30 protein-coding genes, 1 pseudogene and 1 riboswitch are annotated in these 26,687 nt (G+C 45.8%); of the genes and pseudogenes, 7 read left to right on the top strand and 24 right to left on the bottom strand.

Features of this window, described 5'->3' with window-relative positions:
- The first annotated feature begins 15 nt into the window (after positions 1–15).
- Positions 16–1,032: an ABC transporter ATP-binding protein gene (locus tag G343_RS0104860; RefSeq protein ID WP_020006995.1), complete on the top strand. Its 1,017-nt coding sequence runs from the start codon at positions 16–18 to the stop codon at positions 1,030–1,032.
- Positions 1,010–2,110 (top strand): ABC transporter ATP-binding protein, encoded by a 1,101-nt coding sequence (locus G343_RS0104855; RefSeq protein WP_020006994.1) that lies wholly within the window; start codon positions 1,010–1,012, stop codon positions 2,108–2,110. Before G343_RS0104860 ends, G343_RS0104855 begins: the two co-directional genes overlap by 23 nt.
- 63 nt (positions 2,111–2,173) lie before the next feature.
- On the opposite strand, the gene G343_RS0104850 is transcribed toward G343_RS0104855, so the two are convergent.
- Together G343_RS0104850 and G343_RS0104845 are read right to left on the bottom strand one after the other, a co-directional pair.
- Complete coding sequence (locus G343_RS0104850; protein ID WP_020006993.1) at positions 2,174–2,659, bottom strand: DUF456 domain-containing protein; 486 nt, start codon at positions 2,657–2,659, stop codon at positions 2,174–2,176.
- 106 nt (positions 2,660–2,765) lie between these two features.
- Positions 2,766–3,623: a LysR family transcriptional regulator gene (locus tag G343_RS0104845; RefSeq protein ID WP_020006992.1), complete on the bottom strand. Its 858-nt coding sequence runs from the start codon at positions 3,621–3,623 to the stop codon at positions 2,766–2,768.
- 134 nt (positions 3,624–3,757) lie between these two features.
- Here G343_RS0104845 and G343_RS0104840 point away from each other — a divergent pair, with 134 nt between their 5' ends.
- A complete protein-coding gene (locus tag G343_RS0104840; RefSeq protein ID WP_020006991.1) occupies positions 3,758–4,636 on the top strand; it encodes an SDR family oxidoreductase in 879 nt (292 codons plus the stop codon).
- Positions 4,637–4,708: 72 nt separating this feature from the next.
- On the opposite strand, the gene G343_RS0104835 is transcribed toward G343_RS0104840, so the two are convergent.
- The 4 genes from G343_RS0104835 to G343_RS14300 form a co-directional block, all read right to left on the bottom strand.
- Positions 4,709–5,242: a ribonuclease FAU-1 family protein gene (locus G343_RS0104835; protein ID WP_020006990.1), complete on the bottom strand. Its 534-nt coding sequence runs from the start codon at positions 5,240–5,242 to the stop codon at positions 4,709–4,711.
- 185 nt (positions 5,243–5,427) lie between these two features.
- Positions 5,428–6,201: an SDR family NAD(P)-dependent oxidoreductase gene (locus G343_RS0104830; protein WP_020006989.1), complete on the bottom strand. Its 774-nt coding sequence runs from the start codon at positions 6,199–6,201 to the stop codon at positions 5,428–5,430.
- Between the two features lie 18 nt (positions 6,202–6,219).
- Positions 6,220–6,942: a YebC/PmpR family DNA-binding transcriptional regulator gene (locus tag G343_RS0104825; protein ID WP_020006988.1), complete on the bottom strand. Its 723-nt coding sequence runs from the start codon at positions 6,940–6,942 to the stop codon at positions 6,220–6,222.
- Between the two features lie 47 nt (positions 6,943–6,989).
- Complete coding sequence (locus G343_RS14300) at positions 6,990–7,604, bottom strand: Bax inhibitor-1/YccA family protein (protein ID WP_020006987.1); 615 nt, start codon at positions 7,602–7,604, stop codon at positions 6,990–6,992.
- Positions 7,605–7,871: 267 nt separating this feature from the next.
- On the opposite strand from G343_RS14300, the gene G343_RS0104815 reads away from it, so the two are divergent.
- The gene (locus G343_RS0104815; RefSeq protein WP_020006986.1) at positions 7,872–8,765 is read left to right on the top strand and encodes a LysM peptidoglycan-binding domain-containing protein; all 894 of its coding nucleotides are present in this window, start codon (positions 7,872–7,874) and stop codon (positions 8,763–8,765) included.
- A 170-nt stretch (positions 8,766–8,935) separates the two neighbouring features.
- On the opposite strand, the gene G343_RS0104810 is transcribed toward G343_RS0104815, so the two are convergent.
- The 4 genes from G343_RS0104810 to G343_RS0104795 all read right to left on the bottom strand — a co-directional run bounded on the left by G343_RS0104810 (position 8,936) and on the right by G343_RS0104795 (position 12,923).
- Positions 8,936–9,850: a Rossmann-fold NAD(P)-binding domain-containing protein gene (locus G343_RS0104810; RefSeq protein ID WP_020006985.1), complete on the bottom strand. Its 915-nt coding sequence runs from the start codon at positions 9,848–9,850 to the stop codon at positions 8,936–8,938.
- Between the two features lie 23 nt (positions 9,851–9,873).
- Positions 9,874–11,025, bottom strand: a complete 1,152-nt coding sequence (locus G343_RS0104805) for an MFS transporter (protein WP_020006984.1) — start codon at positions 11,023–11,025, stop codon at positions 9,874–9,876.
- 113 nt (positions 11,026–11,138) lie between these two features.
- The gene (locus G343_RS0104800; RefSeq protein ID WP_020006983.1) at positions 11,139–12,326 is read right to left on the bottom strand and encodes a dicarboxylate/amino acid:cation symporter; all 1,188 of its coding nucleotides are present in this window, start codon (positions 12,324–12,326) and stop codon (positions 11,139–11,141) included.
- 81 nt (positions 12,327–12,407) lie between these two features.
- Entirely contained in the window at positions 12,408–12,923 is a 516-nt protein-coding gene (locus G343_RS0104795) for a GNAT family N-acetyltransferase (protein WP_020006982.1), read from the bottom strand.
- A gap of 114 nt (positions 12,924–13,037) precedes the next feature.
- On the opposite strand from G343_RS0104795, the gene G343_RS0104790 reads away from it, so the two are divergent.
- A complete protein-coding gene (locus G343_RS0104790; RefSeq protein ID WP_020006981.1) occupies positions 13,038–13,322 on the top strand; it encodes a hypothetical protein in 285 nt (94 codons plus the stop codon).
- A 104-nt stretch (positions 13,323–13,426) separates the two neighbouring features.
- Here the strand turns inward: G343_RS0104790 and G343_RS0104785 are convergent, their stop codons facing one another.
- From G343_RS0104785 to queC, 4 genes and pseudogenes are all read right to left on the bottom strand, one after another.
- Positions 13,427–14,071 carry a queuosine precursor transporter gene (locus G343_RS0104785; protein ID WP_020006980.1) on the bottom strand — a complete coding sequence of 215 codons (645 nt, stop codon included), beginning with the start codon at positions 14,069–14,071 and terminating at the stop codon, positions 13,427–13,429.
- Between the two features lie 53 nt (positions 14,072–14,124).
- Entirely contained in the window at positions 14,125–14,613 is a 489-nt protein-coding gene (queF, locus tag G343_RS0104780; protein WP_020006979.1) for a preQ(1) synthase, read from the bottom strand.
- 93 nt (positions 14,614–14,706) lie between these two features.
- Positions 14,707–14,752: riboswitch (PreQ1 riboswitch) on the bottom strand.
- Positions 14,753–14,811: 59 nt separating this feature from the next.
- Positions 14,812–15,453, bottom strand: a complete 642-nt coding sequence (locus G343_RS0104775; protein WP_020006978.1) for a DsbA family oxidoreductase — start codon at positions 15,451–15,453, stop codon at positions 14,812–14,814.
- Between the two features lie 147 nt (positions 15,454–15,600).
- Positions 15,601–16,285 (bottom strand): annotated as a pseudogene (gene queC / locus G343_RS14765) (7-cyano-7-deazaguanine synthase QueC).
- A gap of 269 nt (positions 16,286–16,554) precedes the next feature.
- Between queC and trhO the strand changes: the two are divergent.
- Positions 16,555–17,511, top strand: coding sequence for an oxygen-dependent tRNA uridine(34) hydroxylase TrhO (gene trhO, locus G343_RS0104765; protein WP_020006976.1), 957 nt, complete (start codon positions 16,555–16,557; stop codon positions 17,509–17,511).
- A gap of 39 nt (positions 17,512–17,550) precedes the next feature.
- Here trhO and G343_RS0104760 read toward each other — a convergent pair whose 3' ends face one another.
- The 5 genes from G343_RS0104760 to G343_RS14290 all read right to left on the bottom strand — a co-directional run bounded on the left by G343_RS0104760 (position 17,551) and on the right by G343_RS14290 (position 22,221).
- Positions 17,551–18,537: an acrylyl-CoA reductase family protein gene (locus G343_RS0104760; RefSeq protein ID WP_020006975.1), complete on the bottom strand. Its 987-nt coding sequence runs from the start codon at positions 18,535–18,537 to the stop codon at positions 17,551–17,553.
- Between the two features lie 228 nt (positions 18,538–18,765).
- Complete coding sequence (locus tag G343_RS0104755; RefSeq protein WP_020006974.1) at positions 18,766–19,401, bottom strand: O-methyltransferase; 636 nt, start codon at positions 19,399–19,401, stop codon at positions 18,766–18,768.
- A 186-nt stretch (positions 19,402–19,587) separates the two neighbouring features.
- Positions 19,588–20,538, bottom strand: a complete 951-nt coding sequence (locus G343_RS0104750) for an ABC transporter permease (protein ID WP_020006973.1) — start codon at positions 20,536–20,538, stop codon at positions 19,588–19,590.
- Complete coding sequence (locus G343_RS0104745) at positions 20,531–21,454, bottom strand: ABC transporter ATP-binding protein (RefSeq protein WP_026366271.1); 924 nt, start codon at positions 21,452–21,454, stop codon at positions 20,531–20,533. The genes G343_RS0104750 and G343_RS0104745 overlap by 8 nt, the downstream gene beginning before the upstream one ends.
- A 296-nt stretch (positions 21,455–21,750) precedes the next feature.
- A complete protein-coding gene (locus tag G343_RS14290; RefSeq protein ID WP_020006970.1) occupies positions 21,751–22,221 on the bottom strand; it encodes a GNAT family N-acetyltransferase in 471 nt (156 codons plus the stop codon).
- Between the two features lie 114 nt (positions 22,222–22,335).
- Between G343_RS14290 and G343_RS0104730 the strand changes: the two genes are divergently transcribed.
- A complete protein-coding gene (locus G343_RS0104730) occupies positions 22,336–22,815 on the top strand; it encodes a metal-dependent hydrolase (RefSeq protein WP_020006969.1) in 480 nt (159 codons plus the stop codon).
- On the opposite strand, the gene G343_RS0104725 is transcribed toward G343_RS0104730, so the two are convergent.
- The 5 genes from G343_RS0104725 to G343_RS0104705 form a co-directional block, all read right to left on the bottom strand.
- Complete coding sequence (locus G343_RS0104725) at positions 22,812–23,006, bottom strand: YwbE family protein (RefSeq protein WP_020006968.1); 195 nt, start codon at positions 23,004–23,006, stop codon at positions 22,812–22,814. The two genes, G343_RS0104730 and G343_RS0104725, sit on opposite strands and share 4 nt — an antisense overlap.
- Positions 23,007–23,114: 108 nt before the next feature.
- The gene (locus tag G343_RS0104720) at positions 23,115–23,579 is read right to left on the bottom strand and encodes an SRPBCC domain-containing protein (RefSeq protein ID WP_020006967.1); all 465 of its coding nucleotides are present in this window, start codon (positions 23,577–23,579) and stop codon (positions 23,115–23,117) included.
- A gap of 35 nt (positions 23,580–23,614) precedes the next feature.
- Positions 23,615–24,586, bottom strand: coding sequence for a patatin-like phospholipase family protein (locus G343_RS0104715; RefSeq protein ID WP_020006966.1), 972 nt, complete (start codon positions 24,584–24,586; stop codon positions 23,615–23,617).
- A gap of 138 nt (positions 24,587–24,724) precedes the next feature.
- Positions 24,725–25,939: a formaldehyde dehydrogenase, glutathione-independent gene (fdhA, locus tag G343_RS0104710; protein WP_020006965.1), complete on the bottom strand. Its 1,215-nt coding sequence runs from the start codon at positions 25,937–25,939 to the stop codon at positions 24,725–24,727.
- 33 nt (positions 25,940–25,972) lie between these two features.
- Positions 25,973–26,389: a GlcG/HbpS family heme-binding protein gene (locus G343_RS0104705; RefSeq protein WP_020006964.1), complete on the bottom strand. Its 417-nt coding sequence runs from the start codon at positions 26,387–26,389 to the stop codon at positions 25,973–25,975.
- Positions 26,390–26,687 lie beyond the last annotated feature (298 nt).

Raw genomic sequence — 26,687 nt, 5'->3', positions numbered from 1 at the left:
TTGGGAGTGACATATATGTCTGAAAATATACTTGATATAAACGATCTCAGAACTTCATTCTTTGTAGAGGGGAATGAAATCAAAGCCGTCGATGGCGTGACACTCCAAGTGCCTGAGGGAAAAACTCTGGGCATCGTTGGAGAGTCCGGTTCCGGCAAGAGTATCAGCGCGCTGTCGATCTTACAGCTCATCGATGACCCGGGCAAAATTGTCGGGGGCAGCATTGATTTTAACGGTGAAGAACTCACGGATGTTAAACCTTCCCGTATGAGAAATATCCGGGGAAACGAAATCTCCATGATCTTCCAGGAGCCGATGACTTCACTTAACCCGGTTTATACCATCGGCCAGCAGCTGAGAGAATCATACAAGATCCACGAGGGGCTGGGTAAAAAAGAAGGCACAAAACGTGCGATAGAAATGCTTGAAATGGTAGGTATTCCTTCGCCGGATAAACGTATCGACCAATATCCTTACGAGTTGTCCGGGGGGATGCGGCAGCGTGTCATGATCGCTATGGCGCTTGCCTGCAAACCGGAACTCCTGATCGCAGATGAACCGACAACAGCCCTTGATGTAACCATTCAATCGCAGATTCTGGAACTGATCAAAGAACTACAGGAAGAAATCGGCATGAGCGTGATTATGATTACACACGATCTGGGAGTGATCGCAGAAACATGCGATTATGTCGCGGTCATGTATTGCGGCCAAATCGTAGAATACGCCGATGTAGAGACATTATTTGATAATCCGAAACATCCTTACACTGTCGGCCTGTTGAACTCACTGCCGCGTCACGATATGGACCAGGATGAATTGATTCCAATTAAAGGGAGCGTGCCGGCGCCGGATGAAATGCCGGCGGGCTGCAGATTCGCGCCCCGCTGTCCGCACGCCTCCAATATATGCAGCCAGATGCCTGCACTCGAAACCCAGGAAGACGGCAACGATGTCAGGTGCTGGATATACACTGACCAGTGGGACGGAGAGAAGGGAGTGAAGGTTTATGACAGAGAATCAACTTCTTAAAGTGGCGAACCTGAAGCAATACTTTCCGATCAAAGGCGGTTTCCTCGGACGGACTGTCAACCATGTCAAAGCTGTTGATGATGTATCATTTACAATCAACAAGGGGGAAACGGTGTCGGTCGTCGGGGAGTCCGGGTGTGGTAAATCCACGACCGGCCGGGCGATTTTAAGACTTGACGAACCGACGGAAGGGAAAATTGAGTTTGACGGTCAGGACATAGTATCAATGAACAAAAACGAAATGCGTAAGATGAGAAGTGAAATGCAGATCATCTTCCAGGACCCCTATGCTTCTTTGAACCCGCGTAAAACGGTGAGACAGACGCTGAATGAAGCCATGGAAATACAGGATGTTGTTCCGAAAAACGAGCGCAATGACCGCATTATTGAGTTGATGGAAACCGTTGGACTTCAGAGGCACCAAATTGACCGCTTCCCGCATGAATTTTCAGGCGGACAGCGCCAGCGTATCGGTATTGCCCGCGCTTTGTCAGTGAATCCTAAACTCATTATCTGTGACGAAGCAGTCAGTGCACTGGATGTTTCCATACAGGCACAGGTTCTGAATCTGCTGAAAAAATTACAGCGTGAGTATGATCTGACCTACATGTTCATCGCTCATGACCTCGGGGTGGTCAGACATATTTCAGACCGCATCGTCGTCATGTACCTCGGCAAAGTTGTGGAATCCGGAGATACGAAAGCAATTTTCGAAAACCCGCAGCATCCGTATACCAAAGCACTCTTATCTGCAATTCCGGTACCGGATCCGAAGAATAAATCCGAAAGAATCTTCCTCCGGGGAGATGTGCCATCCCCGATTGATCCGCCGCAGGGGTGCCGCTTCCATACAAGGTGCCCCTATGCGACAGACAAATGCAAAACGGAAGAGCCGCTGCTGGAAGAGAAAGACAGTGTAATGACAGGCAGCCATGACGTGGCCTGTCATTACGCGAAGGACATTCAATCCGGCAGACACAAGCCGACTTACGAAATGACAGATGTCCGCAAAGCACTGGATGAAGAAGGCGGCGACAATGAATCCACAGGCAAAGAGCTCGAAGATGCCAAAAACTGATCATAGGTAAAAAACCTGACTCAAGTTGAGTCAGGTTTTTTACATTCAGTATGTTTTTCGCGGTCAGAATAATAGTGCGTCCAAAAGGAACCAGATAACCATCAATGTATAAATGACACCATTGAAAATTGAACTCGATAAGAATGCAAGCAGCGACCCGACGGATGCTTTCAATGCCTGATTCATATCTCTGGAACCGATGGCTTCGACAATCATCACCAATATAAATGGAACGAAAATCACGCCGAACGGCGGATAGATGAACATTCCGAAGATGACGCCGATAATGGCAGCGTATTCGCCGCTTTTCGAGCCGCCGTAACGTTTTACAAAATAGCTGTTAGCGATGATATCACTGACGAACACCAGAACGGTCAGCACTATTGCGAGCACCCAGAATATCCAGGACAACGCGTCACTGTCAATGAGGAAATGGAATACTAAAAATCCGATCCAAAACATCAAAACCGCCGGCACTACAGGGAAAATGAGTCCTGCAAAACCGATGATAAACGATGCAGCAATGATGAGCCACCAAAGAATTTCCATCAAATGTCTCCTTTATCATTTTTTCGTCACGTTAATTATATATTCATTGTCACACATCCGCCAGGATATATGCAGTAAAAAAGACCCGGCAGGTTTTACCCGACGTTTATGATGCATTTACGAAAGTACGGACCAGTGTGAGGAATGCTTTGACCTGTGGCAGTTCGAGCACGCTGTTGTCATACGCGATATAGGTTTCCCTTGTGATCGGCCGATTTTCATACATGGCTTCATCCAGATGGAATTTATCAGTTTCAAAACCCTCGAGCACAATTTCAGGCAGCACGGTTACACCGATACCTTCCAGCAGCATTGCACGGCAGGTGGCTATCTGATCCACTTTTATCTGTGGATCATACTTGCGGTTAAATTTATATTCAAAGTACTGCTCAATCTCACTGATATAAATGGGATCCGCCTGGAACTCTATCACAGGCAGCATCTTTCCGTCTTCCCCGGATTTGGGTGTCACCAAAAAATGACGGTCGACAAAAAGCAGCTCATTCTGTTTATTCATGATGTGGTTGCCTCTGACAATCGCAATATGAAAATCATTCTGTTCCTCAACAATCTGCTGTGAAGAACCGACTTTGATCTTTATATTTACATTGGGATACAATTTTAAATACTGGGCAAGAATTTCCGGCAGGATCGTATGTCCGATTAAAGAGGAAACGCCGATTGAAAGATTCCCCTGGACAGAGTTTTGATTAATCCTGATATATTCTTTGACGTGAGCCTCTCTGTCCACTACATTTCTGGCATGCTCAATAATCTTCTCCCCTTCACCGGTGATATACAATTCCTTTTTCGTACGGATAAAGATTTTAACGCCCCATTCATCTTCTATGGATCTCAGCCGCTGACTGACAGCAGGCTGGGAAATGAATAATTTTTCAGCCGCCCGCCTTAAAGTCCTTGTCTCATCCAATGTCACCAGCAGTCTGTAATCATCAACTTTCATAGCCAACACCCTTTCATACATAAGAGAATCTTATCATAAAATACATATTATTCAATCGATAACTATAAATGTGTCGATGGAGCGTTTTAAGGGTATCTTTTTAATGTATACACAAAGAGGAGGTATCTTTTAGTATGGATGACAGGGATAAATTTGAAAAGATTGATGAAAACATAGAAGGTTATACACAGGAAAGACAGCCGGGCATAGAAAAAGATATGACACCCAGGCCTATTTATGAAGCTGACTATTATAAGGGCAGCGGGAAACTCAGAGGCCAAGCGGCTGTGATTACAGGCGGCGATTCCGGTATCGGCCGTGCGGTTGCCATTTTGTATGCCAAAGAAGGGGCGGATGTTGTCATTGGATACCTTGATGAACACGAAGACGCCGAAGAAACAAAAGCACTGGTTGAGGCCCACGGGGTAAAATGTGAAACTTTCTCTTTTGATGTTAAGCGCAGATCAGAGTGCCATAAACTGGTCAATTTCACTTTAGATAAGCTGGGTAAGATCAATATCCTGGTCAATCACGCGGGTGTCCAGTATCCAACCTCAGATTTTCTCGATGTGAGTGAGCCGCAGTTAAAAGACACTTTTGAGACAAACGTCTACGGCATCATTTTTATGGCACAGGCCGTCCTCCCCCATCTGGATAAGAATGATACAATCATTAATACGACAAGCGTCACTGCGTACAGAGGATCGCCGGGACTTATAGAATACTCCGCAACTAATGGAGCAATCAGCGCCTTCACCCGGTCTTTGTCTGAAAACCAGGCCGGTAACGGCATCCGGGTGAATGCAGTGGCCCCCGGACCCATCTACACACCAATCATCCCGGCCTCATTTGATGCTGAAAAAGTGGAGAAACAGGGGGGTAACACACCGCTGGGCCGCCGGGGTCAGCCAAGTGAGCTGGGGCCCGCCTATGTATTCCTCGCTTCGCAGGATGCCAGCTACATGACCGGGCAGGTCATTCATGTCAACGGCGGGGATTTTGTCAGCAATTAGATACTTTAACTAGAATGGCACAGGGGAAGACGCCGGGGTCAAATGATTCCGGCGTCTTCTCAATGACTTTGTTCATTGCCCTTTCAATGCGTTCAAACAGTGTGATACCAGCGCCTCAAACTGACTGAAGTCCCGGTCGATCTCATCCATGATATGGCGGGCGGTCTTGTACGCAAAATTATACAGATCCCCTGCTATCTCACCCCGCAGCTTTGCAAGCTCCAAATCCCTCTGATCCACCAGTTCACATCGTCCGTCCGGCAGTGCCAGAACATCAAGATATATATCCTTCCGTCTGGCATTGGCAGGTTCGAGTATATGTTTATAATTGATATCGAAATAATACTGGAGCGTATTCCAATCATCATCATACATGACAGTCATGCTGTAGTTCCTGCCCTCCGGTAATATCTGCAGCCAGTGATAGCCGTCGTCACATACCAGTACATCTTTATCAAGAACCGGCACCGTCAAGGGCGATCTGACTTCTATGATATCAATGATGCCTGTCAGGATTTTTTCACCTTTGTAATTGATGATCTTTTCATGGTAATTGGACTGGAGGAGACGTCTCCATCCTCTTTTATCGAGATACTTGGTCTTCATCACACTCATCTCCTTCCCTTAATTATACAGAAATTTTAGAAAGGATGTTAAGAGATAAGGGTTTAATACTGCTGCCCCAGACCCAATATGGCAAACTTTCAGCTGCTGTTGTTCCAAAACCCGGGTCGCTCAAAATCAGTGCCCCCAAGTTATATTATCGTTCATTCTCAAAAAAGCGTCATTTTTTACAATGCATGTCCGGAGCCGCCGTCAATGTTTACTGCCGCACCGCTGACATATGAAGCAAGGTCGGAGCAGAGGAACGTAATGACATTCGCTGCCTCTTCGGTGTCCCCTATCCTCCCAAGCGGGATATTGAACTTGTCGAGCGCACCGTATTCTTCAAATGTTAATTCCGGCGATTCCGCCTGCCAGATCTTTTCAATCTGGTCGCTCCTGACCAGGCCGATACACACAGTATTCACCCGGATATTGTATCGGCCAAGATCCTTGCTCATCGCTTTTGTCATCGCCATGCCGGCCGCTCTTGAAGTGGTTGTCGGCAGCGAAGATGCGGATGGGGTCTTTGCCAGTACTGCTGTCAGATTAAGGATGGCGCCGCCGTTTTGTTTCATGTAAGGCAACGCTGTTTTAGACATTTTGACGGCTGACATCAATTTAAGATCAATATCCTGCTGCCAGTCGGAAACTTCCAGGGATTCAAACGGTTCGGCAAATGAACCCCCGGCATTATTGATCAGCACGTCCAGTCTGCCGAATTTATCAATCGTGTGATCAATGACTTTTTCTGCTGCCCCTTCCTCGGTGACATCAGCCTGGATACAGTCCACTTCACCATACTGGGAAATATCTGCCTTCGCTTTTTCCAGCGTCTCAGAGCCTCTGGCAACAAGCATGACCCTGGCACCGAGTTTCACCATCTGTTCAGCTGTCTCTCTGCCGATGCCTTTGCTGGACCCGGTAATAACGACAGTTTTTCCTTCATATCCAAAATTCATAAAATCGCTCCTTTCATATTACTGAACACCTAAATTTACATTATGATGGACGTCTGAAACGTCTTCCAAATCTTCCAGCGCTTCAATCAGTTTTTCGAACTGTTCCAAAGATGCTTCATCCAGGGAGGCTTCGCTCTGGGCGATCATAGAAGTTTCAGCAACTTCATAATCATCGACCCCCATCTCATCCAGAGACGGTTTTACGTCATGGAAACGCCGGGCACCCGCATAAACGACGGTAAATCCATTTTCTTCTGTTACATCATCAACATCCACATCGTTTTCCATCAGATAAAGCATCGTCTCTTCGGCATCGAACCCATTGAAAACAAACACCGCCTTCGGGTCAAACATGTAACTGACCGACCCGCTGACACCCATGTTGCCGCTATTTTTCCCAAATGCTGCACGGACCTCCGATGCCGTCCGGTTCACATTGTCAGAGAGCGCATCCACGATAATCATTGAACCCGCCGGACCAAAGCCCTCATAGCGTAATTCATCGTACGTATCGTCATCGCTGCCCTCCGCCTTATCGAGTGCTTTATCAACAATATGCCTGGGCACTGAATATGTTTTCGCCCGGTCCAGAACGGCTTTTAAAGCCTGATTGCTTTCAGGGTCCGGCGCCCCTTTTCTGGCGGCAGCATAAATTTCCCGGCCGAATTTAGCATAGATGCGGCTGGTGTCCTGATCCCTCTGCGCTTTTTTCTCTTTAATATTATTCCATTTTCTTCCCATAGTCTTCATCTTCCTTCAAATCGATTTTCCATGCTATTATATATCATCTAACGCCGGCTGTTTACATATCTGTACAGGCGGAGCAGCCGTTTAATAATCATCAGCAGATTGATGAAAAGATGAAAGCCCATCACCCGCGGGGTGTATTTTTTATTCTTAATGCGGTTGAAGTCATACATTGTAAAACAGACGTAAACCACAAGCGCTGCGATCGTAATGATCAGTGACAGGTACGGTAAATTGATAAAAAAGTTCATCAGTGATGCAAAGATGACAATGAGGAGGGCAATGAACAAATACTTACCCCAGTGTGACACATCATCCAGCCAGAAATAACCGATGAAACCGAAGAATATAAACACCAGTACCCCCAGTATGATTACTCTGTAAAAGATTCCCGAGCCAAAATCTTCTATAAACGATTCGAACAGTCCGTATGAAACAAGGCCAATCAGTATCGCGTAAAAATGACTGATGACAGGACCAGCGCGATTAAACCCTCTTACAAACAGGGATATCATCAGAATGCCAAATACCACCATCGATGCCGTCGGCCGCCATGATTCCGGGAGATACTGGCCAAAGTATGTACCGATACCGAAAATAACCCAATAATATATAAAATAAAGCCAGACAAGGCGTAAATTTCGATCTTTGCTCATGATAAAAACCCTCCGATTAAAAGTTTACGTCACCATTATACCCTTAAACAACTGCATCAACCACATTGTTCTTTCTTTTAAATTACAATCACCCGTATTTTATAACCTTAATATTTTATTTATATTACAGTTCGATTACATCGGTCATTTTGGCACTTTTATCTGTTACCATGAATGATGTGATTAAAGACAGCGGTTCAGAACAATCATACAAGATGCATTCATACTATATAAAATAATCCAATACCCAGGAGGTCGAATCAAACTATGAACAAAAAATTCGTTACAGCACTCACTGCGACAGCAGCATTCACTACATATGGCCTGGCCGACCAGGCAGAAGCTTCAAGTACATACACCGTCGACAGCGGTGATACGCTCTATGGAATTTCACAGGAATACGGCGTTACAGTAGACCAGCTTAAATCTTGGAATAACCTGTCATCCGATTTAATCCTTGTCAACCAGACTTTAACTGTTTCCGGCGGATCAAGTGAGTCATCAGATGATTCTTCTGACAGCCAGTCAAACACTTCATCCGACAGTGCTTCCGAGTCAAGCTCAGGCGGCACTTACACAGTCAAATCCGGTGATACACTGAGTAAAATCGCGAGAGCCCACGGCATGAACTACAGAACATTGATGAACAACAACAACATCAGCTCACACATTATCCATCCGGGTCAGACGCTTTCGGTAAACGGCAGTTCTTCAGGCAGCTCTTCCTCGAGCAGCAGTTCTGCTTCCTCCGATAATAGTTCTTCTGAATCAGCTTCGCAAAATGTTTCAGCTCCCGCACCATCAAGTACCAGCAATGGGGCAAACCATTACTGGTGGGGCGAATGTACATGGTATGTATTCGAACGCCGTGATGAGATGGGCAAACCCGTTGGCAATGACTGGGGGCACGCTGACAACTGGGATGACGAAGCGAGAGCTGACGGATATACAGTCAATAACTCACCATCAGTCGGTGCCATCATGCAGGCAAATGCATGGACAAATAATACGTGGGGCATGGGGCACGTTGCAATTGTTGAAAAAGTGAACGCTGACGGTTCCATCCTTGTTTCCGAAATGAATTTCGGCAGCGGCCAGGGTGTTAAGACATTCAGAACAATCAGTGCTTCATCCGCTGCAAACCACAACTTCATTCACTAATACTTAGGCACAGAAATCCTGAGTCCAACTTTGATGATTGGACTCAGGATTTTTTCGTTTTCCTGTTGTGACAGGCTGCCGGGACATTGTCCGCATTACAATCGCCGGCATCGGTATTTCACCGCACGTAAAAACGCCCGGACCTCAACTTGAGGTGTCGGGCGCTTTCTTCATTCACCAAATGGTCTGTTATGTGAGCCGGGTGCCTGGGTATTTATCGCCATTTCAACCTGGTAAATACGGTTAACCAGACTGTGTATCGGGGCCTGGGTCATCATGTAGACAATCCAGGGCAATTTCGGTTCAAAGTCATGCAGGGCAATGAGAAATTCATCCCGCTTTGGCAGTTCTCTGAACTCAAGACGCGGCACCTTATTGGGTTCGCGTTTAGACAATCCGCCGCCCTTGATCCGGTAGATTTCCACCCCGTTATAACTGCTTTCTTCATCATATTCTATCAGCAGCACAGGCTGATCCCGATTGGCAACCCTGATTTCAATCAACGGCTTTTTAAACTCGACATTTATCAGGCTGTAAAGGATTTCATCCAGCCATTGAAAATAATACATACCTACATTTTTGATGGACCATCGCTCAGGGAGCGGCCCTCTCTGCACGCTTCTGACGTTGTTGTAGTCTGAAGCTCTGTATGACAGGGTTTTACCGTATCTTTTTATCGGAGTGGCAGTAACTTTTACTTCTGCTCCCCGTGCGCCGAGTACTTCGACCATATAATCATTGCTGATTTCATCTTCAACGAAAATGATATTATATATTTCATTTATCTCGCAGGCTCTGGCGATATTATCTGCGATCAATACGTAGAGATCCTCAAAGCGTCCCTGGGTCAACCTGTTTAATCGCATAATCGGGTCTTCAAAGAACACGACGACATCGATATCTTTGAGTGCGGCTTCGACTTCAGGCAGTATGAACAGGTCATTTTTTAAAAGTGTGATGTCCAGTCCTTCATCCACCTGATGTTCACTGGAAAAAGCAAACAGGTTGAAGTCATCTTTTAATTCTTCATACAAATTCTGTCCAATTCTTCCGTGAATCCCCATCAGCAACAGATTCTCCTTCATGTGACACCCTCCAATAATCTTCCTTACATCACTTCTGCTGTGGCCTCACTTTTTTTGTGGGCAGTGTAAACCAATGATAATAGAAGAATGATAATGATGCCAATGAATATGAATGGCATTTCAAAATATGTTGCGAATATACCTGAAAGGTACGAGCCTGCAACGGAACCGAGCGAAAAGTACGAATAAAAGATCCCGTTGGCCTTGCCCCGTTCGCTCATGCCGGCATTCTGTCCGATGATTTTATTCATGGAAGGGAAGATGAAGCTGAATCCTGCGCCATAGAGTACCATTGTCAGGTAGACCAGCGCTGTATTCGGTACCAGATGGAGCAGTATCATCGATATACCGATGGTGAAAATACCGGCGGATACAAGCGTTACGGAACTGAATTTCGTATAGATTCTGTTGAGCGGGGTGCCAAAAACAATGATGGCTGTAATACCGAAGACACTGAGCATCGCTCCGGTAGAAGCATCCGCCAGCCCCAGCGCCTGTGTTTTCAACGGCAGCCCAAACGCCAGCGAACCGTTGGATACCATCAAGGTGAATGCAGAAATATATGCAACAATTAATGACGGCCGCTTCATAAGCTGCCAGTAGTTCGTTTCATAGTGGCCGCCCCGGCTTTCCCTGGTCGTACTTTCCCTGACGGTAAACAGGATCAGTGCAATACCGACTACAAATATGGCCGCCATGATCAGATAGACCATCTGGTAACCGGCATTGGCTGAAATAATTCCGCCGAGCGCCGGACCGGCGACAGCAGCGGTCCCGATCGAAACCCCAGTAAATGCCATTGAACGACCGATTGTTTTCTTCCTGGAAAGATCTGCAACAAGGCTGAATGCGGCAGGCGTTAACAAACCGCTTGAAAAACCGTGGATGACACGGATGACCATTAACAATGCCACGGATGGAACAACCGTATAAGTCAGCAATATAATAATCTGTATCCCCATTCCGAGCAGGAGCATATTCTTTCTCCCTAACTTATCCGAGAAATAGCCCCCGAAAACATTACCGACCATATTGAACAATGAATAGACCGCTACGATCACGCCGGCAGTATATTCGGATGCCCCGAGTGACATTGCGAATGGCGTAATAATCGGCAGCTGGACGAATAAGTCCAGAAAACATATGACGATGACAATATATAAAAATTTATTCATTCCGATTATCCTTTATCTTTTTTTCACTAGTATATATTATAGACAAAATCGCCTTCAAAGTATAAAAAACCGCTCAACAATAATAAAAGACCGTTTAAAAACGGCCTTTTATCCTATTCAATTGTTCGTTTCCGGTCATAGGCATCAATCATCGAAGACACTGCACCGTCCCCGGTAATGTTTGCCGCAGTGCCGAAGCTGTCCTGGGCCATATACAGTGCAATCATAAATGCAACAGCCGACTCGTCGAAGCCAAGATTGGTCGACAGTATGCCGCTGGCTGCCATGATGGCACCGCCTGGAACGCCCGGTGCGGCAATCATTACGATACCCAGCAGCAGGATGGTGCCCAGCATCACGCCGAACCCGGGCAGATCATAATCCGGGAGCACTGTCATGACAGCGATGGAACAGCTGACAATCGTGATTGTACTGCCGGAGAGGTGAATGTTCGCACAGAGCGGGACGACAAAGTCTGCAATCCGGTTCCTGATGCCATTTTCTTTCGTCTGTTTGAGTGTCATCGGTATGGTCGCTGCACTGCTCATGGTTCCAAGCGCGGTGAAGTATGCCGGAATCATGGTTTTCATCATTTTTGCAGGGTTTTTACCGAGCGCTGCGCCCGCAATGGAGTATTGGATGGTGATCCAGACCCAGTGCAGCAATACGGCCACGAGAAGCACAACCCCGAATACCGCGAGCGTATCGAAAATGGTTCCCTGTGCAGCCATGCCGGCAAATACGCCTGCGATATAAAACGGCAGGATGGGGATAACAGCCTTTTCAATGAGGAATTCTATAATATTCTTGCCTTCCTCAAACCACTTTCTCATCAGTTCCGAACGGGTCAGAGTAATGACAATTCCGAAAGCGAATGCCAGCACCAGCGCGGTCAGAATATCCATCAGCGGTGTCACTTCAAACTCAAAAAATGGTTCCAGTTCCGCATTTTCTTCGGGGACACTGCCGCCGTCAGTAATCCTCGGCATGACGAACATCGACACAGCATAAGCCAGCAGACCTGCGCCCAGCGTTGAAAGATATGCCGTCCCCAGTGTCGCACCAACCACTTTTCCGGAACCTTCACCAATCTTTGTAATTCCATTAACGATGAAGAATAAAATAATCAAAGGAATCATAAAGAAGATGAAACTGCCAAGGATTGATTCAAGTGTGACAAACAGCCTTGCCAAAAATTCAAAAACAGCGCCTGCAGTTCCTTCAGGCCCCGCCGCATAATAGATTGCACCGATTGTGATACCGACAACGATACCGGCAACCAGCTTAAGCAGTAATTTCACTGAAATTCCCCCTAATATGTAATATATAGCTTCTCTATATTACACCATCCAGGGCAGGGAACAAAAGATTAAACCCATTTTTCAGATTTTCTCTGCTATTACCTTTTCGTAAGCCACGTACCAGTCATCTGAGTCCGCTTCAAGTTTCAGTTTTCCTATAAACTGATAATCATGCTGTTCAAACCTCATCTGCATTCTCTTATTCTCCAAAGACGTGTCGGTGCGTATCCCTTTATATCCTTTTGCAGCAAGCTTCTGTTCGACAGCTTCAATGATATTAGCGGCAATGCCCTGTCCCTGACATGCTGGATCAACAGCCATCCGGTGCATCGCAGCACTTTTTTTCCTCGTCAGTCTCCACGAAAGCGCTCTGTATGGTTCAGGATGTTCATCATCTGCCACAACGAACCCCTTTATCGCGTCATCCGCCGTATATACATATAACGAGCCGTTAGAGACATCTTCACTAAACCTTTCATAATCCGGGTACGCATCACTCCATTGCGTATTTCCTGCATTTATCATGATCGGCACAACCGCATCCTTAATCTCCATTACTCTGGCCAAATCGTCAGCACCGGCTTTTCTCAAAAACATCTGAATCACTCCTTAATTTTCTCATTAATCTTTATTTTCACTATTTTTCTGTTCATACACACATAAATATAGTGTATAATGTGAGTGATAATTAATACAGAGGGGGTTTAAAAAATGTTTAAATTCGACAAGTATACACGACCCTATCACATCTCCAACTTCATATTCTATACATTTATGCTGGCCGTAATCGCGTTGATCTATGTCTATGTCTTTTACCCGCCCATCGCTGAAGTGACCACCAGCGAATTCTTCGCCAGCTTCGGCCTGCGTCAATTTGGAGGATCCCTGTTCTTCGTGATTTTAGCAGTTGTGCCGCTCATGGTACTTTTTGGAGCAGTCTTTCATCTGTATAAGCTTGTGACTTTCAAGAAACATTCGGCAACAGCGGAAGATTAATCGCAGCATCTTATACAGACAAATCAAAGGGGTGAAAAACGCTTGGATATTTAATCCAAGCGTTTCCATCATAATCACTTTATACCGCTGGATGCAGCCCCTGCCTATGACTGAACCCGGGCGGAATCATAGGCCATAGGCTCTGCAGCTTTTCCTCTTCCCGCCATTTTAACGAGCAGATATACAACAGGGGTATCAACAAGCGCAATAATGAGTTTAACAATATACTGTGCACCGATCATACCGAGCATTGCCTGGGTCGGTACGGCTCCCCAGAAAGCGATGACGATAAAGATTACGGTATCTGCCAGCTGGGCGGCAGCGGTGGACAGGTTGTTTCTGAACCAGAGTTTTTTCTTCCCATGCTTTTTCTTCAGCGTGTGAAAGATTGTGACATCCAGGTTCTGGCTGATCAGATAAGATACAAGGCTTGCAGCGATGACCTGAAAACTGCCGCCGAGTACCATGGCGTACTCTGCCTGCATCCCGAATGCAGGGGCCGCTGGCAGTTCTATCGCCAGATAGATGAAGACAAGCGCAATAATCTGCGTGAAAAAACCGGCCTGAACAGTCCGCCGGGCGTTTTTCCTGCCGTAGACCTCCCCAATGACGTCAGTAATGAGAAATGTGGCCATATAGACAACCACTGCTGCAGGCATCATGAACGGTCCGATTGAAAACAATTTCACTCCAAGGATATTGGAGACAACCAGCAAACCGGAAAAAAGTGCAGTCAAATAGAATAACATTTCATTTCCTCCTCTTTGATGTTTCAGGAAGAAATTCTTAGCGCCCTTCAGTATTAGCGGTTATCAATCATTTCAGGATTCATATCGTGGTTCATCATGCGGTGATCCGCCATCTCTTCATATTTCGTCCCTTTACGGCCGTGGTTACAGTAAGGATCGATTGAGATACCGCCTCTTGGTGTGAATTTGCCCCATATTTCGATATATTTGGGATCCATCAGATCTATGAGATCATCCATGATCATGTTGATGCTTTTTTCATGAAAACCACCGTGATTTCTGAAACTGAAAAGATACAGCTTCAGCGCCTTGCTTTCCACCATCTTCACATCCGGTATGTAGCTGATGTAAAGGGTCGCAAAGTCCGGCTGGCCGGTGATCGGGCAGAGCGTCGTAAATTCGGGGCAGTTCAATTTAACGAAGTAATCGCGTCCCTGGTGGCTGTTATCGAAAGTTTCCAGCAGATCAGGGTTGTAGTCAAACTCATATTTGACTGCTTCTTTACCCAGCAGACTTAAATCTTCAGTATTATTTTCACTCATGATTCTTCTCCTTTCAGACACAGGCTGTTCAAACGATAAAAATGCCATGTATCCCGCTAAGGCACATGGCATATAACTTATAATTATAGAATCCGTGTCTTAGTTTTTTATAGAGGGTTGGGCTAAGAACCTCTTCATATTCATTTGCACTTGCAATAGTATACTACACAGATTTTGAAAATGAAAGCCCCATTTTCATTATTGGTCTGACTCTTCATATGCTTTGGCCAGTGCTTCCTGGAAAGCGTCCGCCGGCTGCGCGCCGGAAATGCCATACTTCCTGTTGATGACAAAAAACGGCACGCCCTGGGCGCCCAGCTGATTGGCTACGTTCTGTTCAGTATAGACATCCTCTTTATAATCATCACTATCCAGCATTTTAGTGACCGCGTCTGTATCCAATCCGAGCTCGCCGGCAATCTTAAGCAGTGTTGTTCTGTCTGCAACATTTTCACCGTTCGTGAAATAGGCCGCATAGAAACGCTCCACCGCCTCCTCCGGGCTGCCGGATTCTGTGGCCAATTTGATAACCCGGTGGGCATCCATCGTGTTCGAGGGCACCACTTCATCCATATTGAAAGTGAGTCCCGCTTCTTTCGCCGCGTCAGCAACCTGGGTGTTCATAATCTCAGCTTCCTTTATGGTCTTACCGTACTTATTGGCCAGCAATTCATGCATGGATTCAGTCGGCACCTGTTTAGCGGAAGGGGCGAGCTGATAGCTTCTGAAAACAATATCAAGCGCTTCTTTTCCTTCGAATTGATCCACGCCCGCTTCGAAATTTTTCTTACCGATATAACAAAATGGGCAGCCAATATCCGACCAGATTTCTACTTTCATACAATTTCCTCCTGTCAGGCGTTTTATAACCCTGCTTACTTATTAAAATTATATCAGTTTGATCCGCAGCCGTCTCCCCGCTTGCTTCAGTTATATAACCCCGCTGTTGCGTCATAGCGGCGTGTGAAACGATGCAGCACCCAGAGTTCATTCATTCTCAAATCTTTCATCGACATACCGTCCTGCCGCCTTTTCTTCCATATATGTATACAGGCCGTCATTTCTTAACTTACAGGCCGGACATTCACCGCAGCCATCTCCCATGATCCCTTCATAGCAGGTCAGTGTATTTTCCCTGATATAATCAAAACTGCCGTATTTATCTGCCAGCGCCCACGTTTCTTTCTTGTCGAGCCACATGAGCGGCGTTTCAATCACAAAATCGCAATCCATCGCAAGGTTTGCCGTTACATTCATCGATTTTACAAATATATCCCTGCAGTCCGGATAGCCGCTGAAGTCTGTCTCACAAACACCAGTAATAATCGTCTTCGCTCCGATCTGATACGCCAGGGCAGAAGCAAAAGATAAAAACAGCATATTTCTTGCAGGCAGGCACAAATGTATTCGGCACCTCCCCTTCCTCTATCTTTATGTCATGCCGGGTCAGTGCATTCGGACTCAGCTGGGAAAGCAGTGACATGTCCAGAACATGATGTTTCAATCCCTGGTCTTCTGCAATGTTTTTCGCAACATCTATTTCCAGACTGTGCCGCTGGCCGTACTGGAAAGTGACCAGTTCTGCTTCCTTGTAATGCGCCATCGCATGAAACAGGCAGGTGGTGCTGTCCTGACCGCCCGAGAAGACTACGAGCGCTTTATCTTTATCCATAGTATCATCCCTTCCTGAGTACATATCCAGTATCTATTCGATTATATGATTTTAACAATTTATCGGTAACATTGCTACATTCTGTGTTACAGGGCCCCCGGTGGCTCTGTGGATTCGCAGATATGCCCAGCGATGACAAATTGACATCTATGTAAAAATTACTTTCAAATACACTTCATTTTTGATATAATCCAACAATGCATGAAAACTTCTTCATGCATTTCTATCAGGTATATCCTGCAAATATAAATGATAGGTGGAAACAGACAATGAAATATCAGGTATTACTTTATTATTATTACACAGACATTGAAGCCCCCGAGGAATTCGCCGCAGAACATCTCGAACTGTGCACAGATATGAACCTGAAAGGTCGTATCCTGGTGGCCACAGAAGGGATAAACGGTACCGTATCCGGGACTGTGGCAGATACTGAAAGATATAAGGAATATATGGAAAACCATCCATTATTCGAAGGGATTACATTTAAAATCGACGAATCGGAGGATCATGCATTCAAGAAAATGCACGTACGTCCGCGTCCGGAACTGGTAAACCTCAGCCTTGATGAAGATATCGATCCGAGGGAACTGACCGGCGAGTATCTGGAGCCGTCTGAATTCATGAAAGAGATGCAGGACGACAATACAGTTCTCCTGGATGCGAGAAATACGTATGAGTATGACGTCGGCCATTTCAGAGGTGCAATCCGTCCGGAAGTGGAAACATTCCGCGATCTGCCTGAGTGGGTAGCGGACAATCGCGACATGCTTGAAGGTAAACGCATTTTAACCTACTGCACCGGCGGCATCCGCTGTGAAAAATTCTCAGGCTGGCTGAAGCGTGAAGGGTTTGATGATGTCGGCCAATTGCATGGCGGGATTGCAAGTTACAGTAAAGATCCTGTGGCAAAGGGACAGAACTGGGACGGCATGATGTACGTGTTCGACGAAAGGATTACCGTACCGGTTAATCAGGTTGAACATACTGTCGTCGGCAGAGATCATTTCGACGGTACACCATGTGAACGCTATACCAACTGTGCCGACCCTGACTGCAATGCGCAAATTCTTGCATCAGAAGAAAATGAGGCAAAGCATCTGGGCGGCTGTTCCATCGAATGCACAAAAAGCCCGAAAAATAGATATATCATCGAAAATGAACTTCCAGCTGAAGCTGTTGAAGCACAGATTCAAAAACTGGAAGCAGAATATTACGCAAAATAAGTAAAAAAGCAGTCCAATCGGAATCGATTGGACTGCTTTTTACATTTTTACAATGATTCTCCCGCGGATTTCTCCTTGGAGTATACTGTGCAGTGTATCCGGCAGTTCATCCAACGATATTTCGTGGGAAATATCTGTCTCGAGCGCGGAAGGCTTCATATCGTCAGCAAGTCTCTGCCATACTTTGATGCGTTTCTCCATCGGATATTTGACCGAATCAATACCCAGCCAGTTAATCCCCCGGGAGATAAACGGCAGTACAGTCGTCTCTACTTCAATACCGCCGGCAAGCCCGCATGTGGCCACTGATCCGCCATAATCCAGGCTGCTCAAAATATACTGCAGTGTCTTACCGCCGACTGGATCGATCGCAGCGGCCCACTGTCTTGTGCGTGTGGCTTTGCCTCTGAAGTCCGTCACCTGATCCCTGTGAATGACTTTGGAAGCGCCCAGTGATTTCAGATATGATGCCTCTTCTGTGCGCCCGGTACTCGCAACCACATCATAATCCCTGTCATAAAGCATGTTTATCGCCAGGCTGCCAACACCGCCACTCGCGCCGTCGACCAATATTTTACCGGAGCCCGGTGTCAATTCATTCTCCTCCAGCCGCTGAATGGCGAGTGCTGCAGTAAATCCTGCAGTGCCGAGTTTCATCGATTCCTCAAAGGTGAGTCCGTCAGGCAAAGGAACCACCCATTCAGATGGTATTCTGGCTACTTCACTGAAGCCGCCTGTATGTCTCGTACCAATGAAATAGCTGGTGGCAATCACCGGATCGCCTTCCTGGAAGCGATCATCCTCTGAAGCAATGACTGTACCGGCCAGGTCAATACCCGGAACCAGCGGCAGCGTTTCAGCTAAATCCCCTTTAACAGCCACCATACCATCCTTGTAGTTCACGCTGGAATAGGCGACGCTTATCGTCACTTCTCCTTCAGAGAGGTCGGAAAGGCCAATATGCTTCACTTCCATAGACATCTTTTCATCTTTTTTATCCACGACTAATGCTTTAAAATCGTCCATATGTGCATCCACTCCTTCATAATGATTCAAAGTTGATTTACAACTCATTATAATACATATGGATGCCAGTGTATTCCCAGACGAATTAAGAAGGGGCCCTGATGTCTTCAGGCGGATAGCTGCCATAATCAGAAACCATTAGAGAAAGTGGACACTTCGAAATCGGGTATCACACCATCAAAACACAAAAACCAGGACGCAAGCGCCCTGGTTTTATTTATCTGCACTCTAGTCTAATACTGCCAAGATGAATCCGTCATGTCCCTTGCTTCCTACTGTCTGAACTGCAGTTGCATCTACTCTTTCACTGTTTTTGAGTATCTCCATACATCTCTGCATTTCAGGATCAACCGAGTTCTCATCGAACTTCTCAACAATTTTACGTTCGGTTATAATCACCGACCCGCATTTCGCCATGTCTATGGCTTCTTCCAGATAATCCGGGAATAATTTCTGATTGGCATCGATGTAGATGAAATCAAACCGCGGATATCCGCGTTCGAGTAATTTCGGCAATGATTCTTCAGCAGGCTCGGTAATAATTTCAACTTTGTCTTCAAGTCCAGCTGCAGCAATATGATCTTCAGCAATTTCTGCATGTTCACTGTTTGATTCAAGTGTTGCCATTCTCCCGTCTTCAGGAAGTGCTTTACCCAGCCATAATGTGCTGTATCCGCCAAGTGTGCCAATCTCTAAAATCGATTTGGCATCTTTGATCTTGGCCAGCAGCTGCATGAATTTTCCCTGGCCGGCGACTGCCGCCTCCCGATCTTCTTTCGTTTCGAGAATGCCTGTTATCACTTCATCATCAGCATTCAATTCTGAATTAAAATAATCGTCCACAGCGTTCCAAAGTTTGGACATGTTAAATAAGACCCCTCCATAGTTGATGGTTCTTTCTAGATTATAACTTATCTGCACTCACAATATTTTCAATATTCACAAATAAGTTATGTTGGTTATTTTACAATAAAATGAAGTTCTATGCAAATCGTATCAATAATTTCCAGGGAGAACAGACAAGCGAAGCGGGAGCCGCTTCGCTTGTCATCAGTTGCCTGCAACATCCCGTTTTGTGAACGCCAGCCATGAAGCCGCCATTAATATGACCCAGTATACAACAAGTACCACGATTGAAAAGCCCATCGTCATCTCGTCTCTCACCGGTCCCATACCGCTTGTATAAACAGTCAGATCTGTATTCGCAAACAGTATATATTTGACCCAGACTCTATCAGCAAAGAAAGAGACGATCGAAGTCCCTGCCATCATCAGGAATACTGCCGTACCGATGGCAAGTGCACTGTTGCGGAAAATCGCTGAAATCATAAAAGCGAAAGTCGTCATCATGAACAGATTGACTAACTTGAACCCGTAGCTGCTGATGATTTCTTCAACCACTGTTGAGGCTTGAAGTTCGCCGCCTTTCCTCAGCACCATTTCCGGGTTCAGTCCCTGGACGCCAAACAGCATGGCTCCGGCAATCCAGGATAGTACCAGCACAAATGCCAGTGTAGCTAATGCAAATATTAAGACAGAAATATACTTGGACAGCAATATTGTACTTCTCGATATCGGACGGATGAGAAGCTGTTTGATCGTCCCCCATTTGAATTCATTGGCAACGATGCCACCAGCCACAATAATCGTCAGCAGACTGATGAATGAGGACAGCATCGAATTTTCAAAAACAAACTGCCATGCATCATACTCTGCAGGTTTGATGTCATTTTCGATGTGGTAATCATTCTTTTCAATTTGCTGAGTGTTAAAGTCACCCGCAAACTCGCTTTCCTGCATCTCTTCGGTCAGCGCTTCATTCTCTGCTTCGAGCTCCGCCTTCCAGTCATCGCCGTATTCATTGTTATTAACGTCTGAAAAGAATGACAGTGCAGCAACGCCGGCAATCAGCAATATGATAAATATATACATGATCCAGGTAGATTTCTGTATATATATTTTCGCCACTTCATTCCATATAAGGCTGAACAATCTACCCAATCACATTCTCCCCAATCATATCAAAGAATTTATCCTCCACTGATGCTTTGGACACTTCAACCCTGTACACAAGCACTTCCTCATTAACGAGCGTTGTGACAATCTGCGGCACAAAAGTCTTGGATGCCTCAAAAGCGACGAAACCTTCTTTCATTTCAACGTCGATACCATGGCGTTCTTTGAGCAGTTCCGCCGCTTTGTCAGACGGCTCCGCTTCTATGGCAATCTGTCTGCTGCCATCATCGTCAGCGTCTTGCTCATTGACGGACTCAAAACCGATCATTTCCCCATTTTTGATAATGCCTATCCTGTCACACATTAATTCAATCTCGGTTAGCAGATGGCTGGAAATGATCACTGCGACATTCTCTTCAGAAGCCAGGCGCCGGATATACTTCCGGATATGGCGGATGCCTGCCGGATCCAGTCCATTCGTCGGTTCATCCAATATGAGTATGGACGGTTTATGGAGCAGCGCCTGTGCAATGCCGAGACGCTGACGCATACCGAGTGAATATCTGCCGACTTTCGTTTTAATCGCATTTTCCATGCCGACCAGACCCACAACCTCATCGATCCGCTCCCTTGTGATCCCCGGCGTCATCCTGGCAAAGTGCTTTAAGTTCTGCATGCCCGTCATAAATGGATACATTTCAGGGTTTTCGACGATAGCGCCCACTTCCTGTATCGCCTTCTTGAAATTCGATTTTACACTCTGGCCCTGAATAACGACCTCTCCTTCTGTAATGCCCATCAAACCAACCATCATGCGGATGGTTGTTGTTTTACCTGCACCATTCGGTCCGATGAAACCAAACACTTCACCCTTTTGAATTTCAAAATCCAGTCCTTTAATAATCTCTTTACTGCCAATTTTCTTTTTTAACTGCTTCAATTCCATGGCTGTTTCAGACATCATCCACCAGCCTCCTTAATAAAAAGTACATTTCAATACTACCAGATTATAATATTAAAAACATTATTTTATAAATTCCTTTTGAACAGCCCGTCCGAACTATAAAAATGCTTTTAAATTAAAAGCATTTTTATACTGAGCATTTTATTTTTTCCTGACTGATCTGACCGTCGTTTGATTTCCATACTTTCTCTTAGCAATCTTTCTGGCATCGACTTGATTGCGTGCCGGTATTTCATGCTGCATGACTTCGTTGCCCTCCTCGAGCTTCACGACAAAACATTTTGTCCCGCATCTCACTGAACTTTCCCCTTTCTGAATATGAATGTTTTCTGTCCATCGGTGTGTATGGTTTCCAGAAGTTCCCAGCCTTTTTGCATATAATAGTCATATCTTTTCTGTGAATCTGTCCTGGCATAAATGATCTCAAAACCCAGCTCACTGATATGCTCCAGCATATCTGAAACCAGTCTGTCAGCGATGCCTTCCCCGCGATAGCCTGGCAATACATACAGTGCTGCCAGCCAGGGCTGATAATTTGGTCTTTCCGTCAGATCATTTTTATAAATGGAGACAGTCCCCACACATTTCCTGCCTTCCAGGTCAATCAGGGTTATGGGATACCCCTTTTCAGTCGAGCCGCCGAAAAATTCTACCGCTTCTTTGTAATTCCCTTTGATATTTTCATCCAGATCGAATCGTTCATGGATGATCATGGCAACTTCTGTAATATATTCTGGTCTGTCAGATAAAAATGAAGTATTCATATCATCACCCCTGCTCTATATCACATTTTCATATTTAATGTATGATAAATTTCACCAATTATATTATGTATGCATCTATTCATGATACGATGGACAGGTTAGGAGGAATGCATCATGACGGGCAAAACACATGCACTGGGCGGTATTGCAGCAGGACTTGCATACGCCCATATGACCGGCCAGCCTCCGGTGATCATGACAGGGGCTGCGATCGTCGGTGGTTTGCTGCCGGATATATGTCACAGCGGCAGTAAAATTGGCAGAAAACTGCCGCTGATTTCAAAGCTCATCAATTTGATTTTCGGCCACAGGACATTTACCCACAGCTTATTATTCCTTATTATTATTGCATTTATCATGAACCGTTTTATCCAGATCGAAGCATTAACTGCTGGTCTGATTATTGGAATACTCAGCCATTATGTTCTCGACATGGCTACAAGAAATGGTATAAAATTATTTTTCCCGCTTGGCCTGACGGTTAAATTTCCACTGACGATCCGGACCGGCGGGCTTGCAGAAAACATTATTTTCAGCATTCTGGCCGCAGCGTCATTCTATTTCGGATTTCAGGTGCTGCAGTTCTATATCTAGTCAAGAACCTCCTTGACTCTGCCAACCGTGCCATCTTCAAGCTTCACTTTGATGCCGTGCGGATGCGTCCCTGAGTTTGTCAGCAGACGAGAGACTGTACCTTCCGTCAATTTGCCGGAACGCTGATCCTGTTTCTTCACTATTTTAACTTTTTGGCCGGCTTTAATATCGTTTCTGTTGGTTCCTTCCATCTTAACTTCTCCTTTTTGTATCCTGCGGTCTGTTACAACTCCTTTGGATAAACGTATCCAAAGGAGCCACCGGACCAGATTATAATGAATGCTTATACTGGGCTGCCGTCAGTCCGCTTGCATATAGTCTGACAGACTGTAGAGCGACAGAAGCAGCCCTCTTTCGTGATCCTGCTGATCGATTCCTGAAGGGACATCCGTGCATTCCACAATAACCTCCGTACTGCCGCCTCTGTCAGCCAGAGTCCAAGTCTGTCTCATCGTTCCCCCGAACGCCGGAGAACCAGTTTCAAATGCTGTTTCTAAAACAATCCTCTGGTAGGGAACAAGTTCTACAAACCTGCCCTTGAAAGCATCGCTGTTACCGGTCGTCTTTCCGATTGCTTCATTATCATGATAGTAAAGGGTCATTTCGTATGCCCCGCCTTCAACTGCATCAAAGGTTTTTAGGTCACCGGTCATATCACCCGGCGGCAGCCATGTTTCAAACGCCTCCCTATTGATGAATGCCTGATAAATTTTCTCTTGAGGTGCATCTATTACCAGTCTCGACCGATCCTTTCTCTCAGCCATAAAATCCGCCCCTCACTATTATTTTATCTTGAACTTCAGAAACGCGTCTGGTTTATCATGTAATCGGTGAAGCCGGCACTTTCTTCCGGCAGGTCCAACAGATTTCCCCTGCGCCACAACCTTTCTTCTACTCCAATCTTTTCATTCCCCATGGCTCCGCTTAAAAACATTTTCAAAGCGGGTAATTTACGTTCCGCATCTTTATAACCCTGATTATATATATCTTTGAGTCTGATCTTGCGCTTTTCAACCCGGCTGGCTGCCAGCGGAAGATCCGGCTGGATAAGAAATATCTTATTTTCAGCTGCCAGTTTCTTGAGCTTTTCAATCGTCTGATTGTAAATGATATGCCTGTTAAATAATAACTTAACAAGCATCGGCCTTTCTTTAAACATCTTTTTATATAACCAATTCAACTGTGTTGCCCGTTTAAAATAGCCCATGTTACGTGTCAATATGACCACATTCTTTTTATATCCTCTGTCAATCAGCGAATCAATAAGGATTGGATTTGAAATGCCGCCATCCATGAGTTCATGATTATCATACAGTACACTTCGGGATAAAGCAGGCAGAGAACATGACGCCCGTGTAACAGTATTTAAATCATCCATCGTCTCATATGTATCGTAGTAGACAGGGGATCCTGTGTTGATATCTGTCGTACCGATCAGGAAATCCGTGTTCGAATCTGAAATCCTGTTGAAGTCTAGCGGGACAATCTCACTGGGAATTTTATCGAAGATGTAATCCATATTAAAGAGTTCACGCTGTCTGAGGAGCCTTTTGAAGGAAATTGTCTGAGGATGGCTGCTCACCGCTTTTAAAATTTCATAATTCCTGTCGCGCTGTTTTGATATAAAAGAAGAAGAAATGATCGCGCCTGCCGATGTTGTTGCAACAGCGGGGAATTCTATATTCTGATCGAGGAACAAATCCAGTACGCCGGCAGCATAGGCACTTCTCATGCCTCCGCCTTCTATCATCAGCCCTGTACTGTCTGTCACTGCTTCCACCTCATTTATATTCTAATGTTAAACTTCCCGGTTGATTCTCTGAGGAAGCATTTTATCATTTAATCCCCCCCTCTTATATAATGATATAAAAAGGGGGGGCAGATTACAATTCATTCAGTTTACAGCGTATTATTTCAGTGACCCGTGTGGATCAATGACAAATTTCTTTGATACACCGCTATCGAAATCACTGTAGCCCTGCGGCGCTTCATCCAGGCCGATGACTGTCGCATTAACTGCCTTAGCAATCTGCGCCCTGCCTGAGAGCACAGCTTTCATCAGATCACGGTTGTATTTCATCGCCGGTGTCTGACCTGTATGGAAGGAATGGGCCTTCGACCATCCATGCCCGAACCTCACATTCAAAGAGCCTTTCTGGGCATCTTTATCAGGTGCACCGGGATCTTCAGTGACGTAAAGACCCGGGATGCCGAGCTGTCCGCCGGCCTGTGTGATATCCATCATGCTGTTGAGCACAGCTGCAGGCTGGTCTCCTGCATCCTCACCATGACCGGAGGCTTCAAATCCGACCGCATCGATGGAACAATCCACCTCAGGCACACCCAGAATCTGTTCAATCTGTTCACCCAGACGGTCATGTTTTGCTACGTTGACGGTTTCACAGCCGAAACTTTCCGCCTGTTTCAGCCGCTCTTCGATCATATCTCCCACAATTACCGTGGAAGCCCCCATCAGCTGGGCAGCGTGTGCAGCTGCAAGACCGACCGGACCGGCACCTGCCACATATACTGTAGAACCTGCTTTTACACCTGCAGTATATGCCCCGTGATAGCCTGTAGGGAAAATATCAGAGAGCATAGTCAAATCCAATATCTTTTCCATTGCCAATTCCTTATCCGGGAACACAAGCAGCTGAAAATCAGCGTACGGTACCATTACATACTCTGACTGGCCGCCAACCCAGCCGCCCATGTCCACATAACCATACGCAGCACCAGGTTTTTCCGGATTGGTATTCAGACAGATATGTGTCTTCTGCTCTCTGCACATCACACAACGGCCGCAAGCAATATTGAATGGCACAGATGCAACGTCCCCTTTTTTGACGAACTCGACATCCCGGCCGACTTCAATCACTTCACCTGTAATTTCATGCCCCAGCACCAGCCCTTCGGGGGCTGTCGTACGGCCGCGCACCATGTGCTGGTCACTGCCGCAGATATTCGTCGTAATGACTTTTAGAATAACGCCGTGCTCGCATTTACGCCCGACATTTGCTTTAGGTACGCCCGGCCCGTCTTTTAGAACCAGTTCCGGATATTCGATATCCTGCACTTCCACGCTTCCTGCTCCAGTGTAAACAACGCCTCGATTTCCTGCCATTATACCCCTCCTAGCAGTATTGATTACTGCGTATTATAAATCGGTTTGTTCAAACACTTTTAATCCCGCTTCTGCCACCTGCACATCCTGCTTAACGCTGCCGCCGGAGACACCGACTGCTCCGATGACCTTATCATCCCTCTCAAGCGGTATACCGCCGCCAAATACTACAATACGCCCCTGATTTGTTGTATTCAGTCCATAAAGTTCAGCGTTCGGCACCGTCGCTTCCTCGAGATTTGATGTCGGCATCTTCAGCGCAACAGCCGTCCATGCCTTATTCTGGGCGATATCCACACTCGCAATCCATGCATCGTCCATACGATGTGTCGCTATCAGATTCGCCCCTTCATCATAAACTGAAATGACCATCTGCACCCCGATATCAGAAGCTTCCTTTTCCGCACCTTCAATTATCTTCTTTGCAACATCCAAATTAATCTTACTCACAAAAATACTCCTTTCATGAATGATTAAATGATATTAGAAGCCTCATTCAAGGCTTGGAATCACATTGTAACTGCCTATACTGTGACTGCATGAAAACCATTTTTTAGTAAACGTTCAATTGCCTTTATCATAACCAAATCAGAATTTTCGGTCAAATAAACAGACTTTTATAAAACCTGGCGCACTGCATCTGTGCGATGCGCTTCGTTTTTCCCGGATAAGAACGCGATATTTTTTGAGTACACTCGAATTACGACCGAAGATAAGCGGAACCGCCAGCGTATACGTAGAAACACTC

This window comes from Salinicoccus albus DSM 19776 (assembly GCF_000385175.1).
In the GTDB taxonomy this organism is placed as follows: Bacteria; Bacillota; Bacilli; order Staphylococcales; family Salinicoccaceae; genus Salinicoccus; species Salinicoccus albus.
This window is presented reverse-complemented; position numbering and strand designations above follow the sequence as displayed.

Coding starts and splice junctions, on each gene's coding strand:
- G343_RS0104860 (WP_020006995.1), top strand. CDS start 16: ATGTCTGAAAATATACTTGATATAAACGATCTCAGAACTTCATTCTTT.
- G343_RS0104855 (WP_020006994.1), top strand. CDS start 1,010: ATGACAGAGAATCAACTTCTTAAAGTGGCGAACCTGAAGCAATACTTT.
- G343_RS0104850 (WP_020006993.1), bottom strand. CDS start 2,659: ATGGAAATTCTTTGGTGGCTCATCATTGCTGCATCGTTTATCATCGGT.
- G343_RS0104845 (WP_020006992.1), bottom strand. CDS start 3,623: ATGAAAGTTGATGATTACAGACTGCTGGTGACATTGGATGAGACAAGG.
- G343_RS0104840 (WP_020006991.1), top strand. CDS start 3,758: ATGGATGACAGGGATAAATTTGAAAAGATTGATGAAAACATAGAAGGT.
- G343_RS0104835 (WP_020006990.1), bottom strand. CDS start 5,242: ATGAAGACCAAGTATCTCGATAAAAGAGGATGGAGACGTCTCCTCCAG.
- G343_RS0104830 (WP_020006989.1), bottom strand. CDS start 6,201: ATGAATTTTGGATATGAAGGAAAAACTGTCGTTATTACCGGGTCCAGC.
- G343_RS0104825 (WP_020006988.1), bottom strand. CDS start 6,942: ATGGGAAGAAAATGGAATAATATTAAAGAGAAAAAAGCGCAGAGGGAT.
- G343_RS14300 (WP_020006987.1), bottom strand. CDS start 7,604: ATGAGCAAAGATCGAAATTTACGCCTTGTCTGGCTTTATTTTATATAT.
- G343_RS0104815 (WP_020006986.1), top strand. CDS start 7,872: ATGAACAAAAAATTCGTTACAGCACTCACTGCGACAGCAGCATTCACT.
- G343_RS0104810 (WP_020006985.1), bottom strand. CDS start 9,850: ATGAAGGAGAATCTGTTGCTGATGGGGATTCACGGAAGAATTGGACAG.
- G343_RS0104805 (WP_020006984.1), bottom strand. CDS start 11,025: ATGAATAAATTTTTATATATTGTCATCGTCATATGTTTTCTGGACTTA.
- G343_RS0104795 (WP_020006982.1), bottom strand. CDS start 12,923: ATGTTTTTGAGAAAAGCCGGTGCTGACGATTTGGCCAGAGTAATGGAG.
- G343_RS0104790 (WP_020006981.1), top strand. CDS start 13,038: ATGTTTAAATTCGACAAGTATACACGACCCTATCACATCTCCAACTTC.
- G343_RS0104785 (WP_020006980.1), bottom strand. CDS start 14,071: ATGTTATTCTATTTGACTGCACTTTTTTCCGGTTTGCTGGTTGTCTCC.
- queF (WP_020006979.1), bottom strand. CDS start 14,613: ATGAGTGAAAATAATACTGAAGATTTAAGTCTGCTGGGTAAAGAAGCA.
- G343_RS0104775 (WP_020006978.1), bottom strand. CDS start 15,453: ATGAAAGTAGAAATCTGGTCGGATATTGGCTGCCCATTTTGTTATATC.
- trhO (WP_020006976.1), top strand. CDS start 16,555: ATGAAATATCAGGTATTACTTTATTATTATTACACAGACATTGAAGCC.
- G343_RS0104760 (WP_020006975.1), bottom strand. CDS start 18,537: ATGGACGATTTTAAAGCATTAGTCGTGGATAAAAAAGATGAAAAGATG.
- G343_RS0104755 (WP_020006974.1), bottom strand. CDS start 19,401: ATGTCCAAACTTTGGAACGCTGTGGACGATTATTTTAATTCAGAATTG.
- G343_RS0104745 (WP_026366271.1), bottom strand. CDS start 21,454: ATGTCTGAAACAGCCATGGAATTGAAGCAGTTAAAAAAGAAAATTGGC.
- G343_RS14290 (WP_020006970.1), bottom strand. CDS start 22,221: ATGAATACTTCATTTTTATCTGACAGACCAGAATATATTACAGAAGTT.
- G343_RS0104730 (WP_020006969.1), top strand. CDS start 22,336: ATGACGGGCAAAACACATGCACTGGGCGGTATTGCAGCAGGACTTGCA.
- G343_RS0104725 (WP_020006968.1), bottom strand. CDS start 23,006: ATGGAAGGAACCAACAGAAACGATATTAAAGCCGGCCAAAAAGTTAAA.
- G343_RS0104720 (WP_020006967.1), bottom strand. CDS start 23,579: ATGGCTGAGAGAAAGGATCGGTCGAGACTGGTAATAGATGCACCTCAA.
- fdhA (WP_020006965.1), bottom strand. CDS start 25,939: ATGGCAGGAAATCGAGGCGTTGTTTACACTGGAGCAGGAAGCGTGGAA.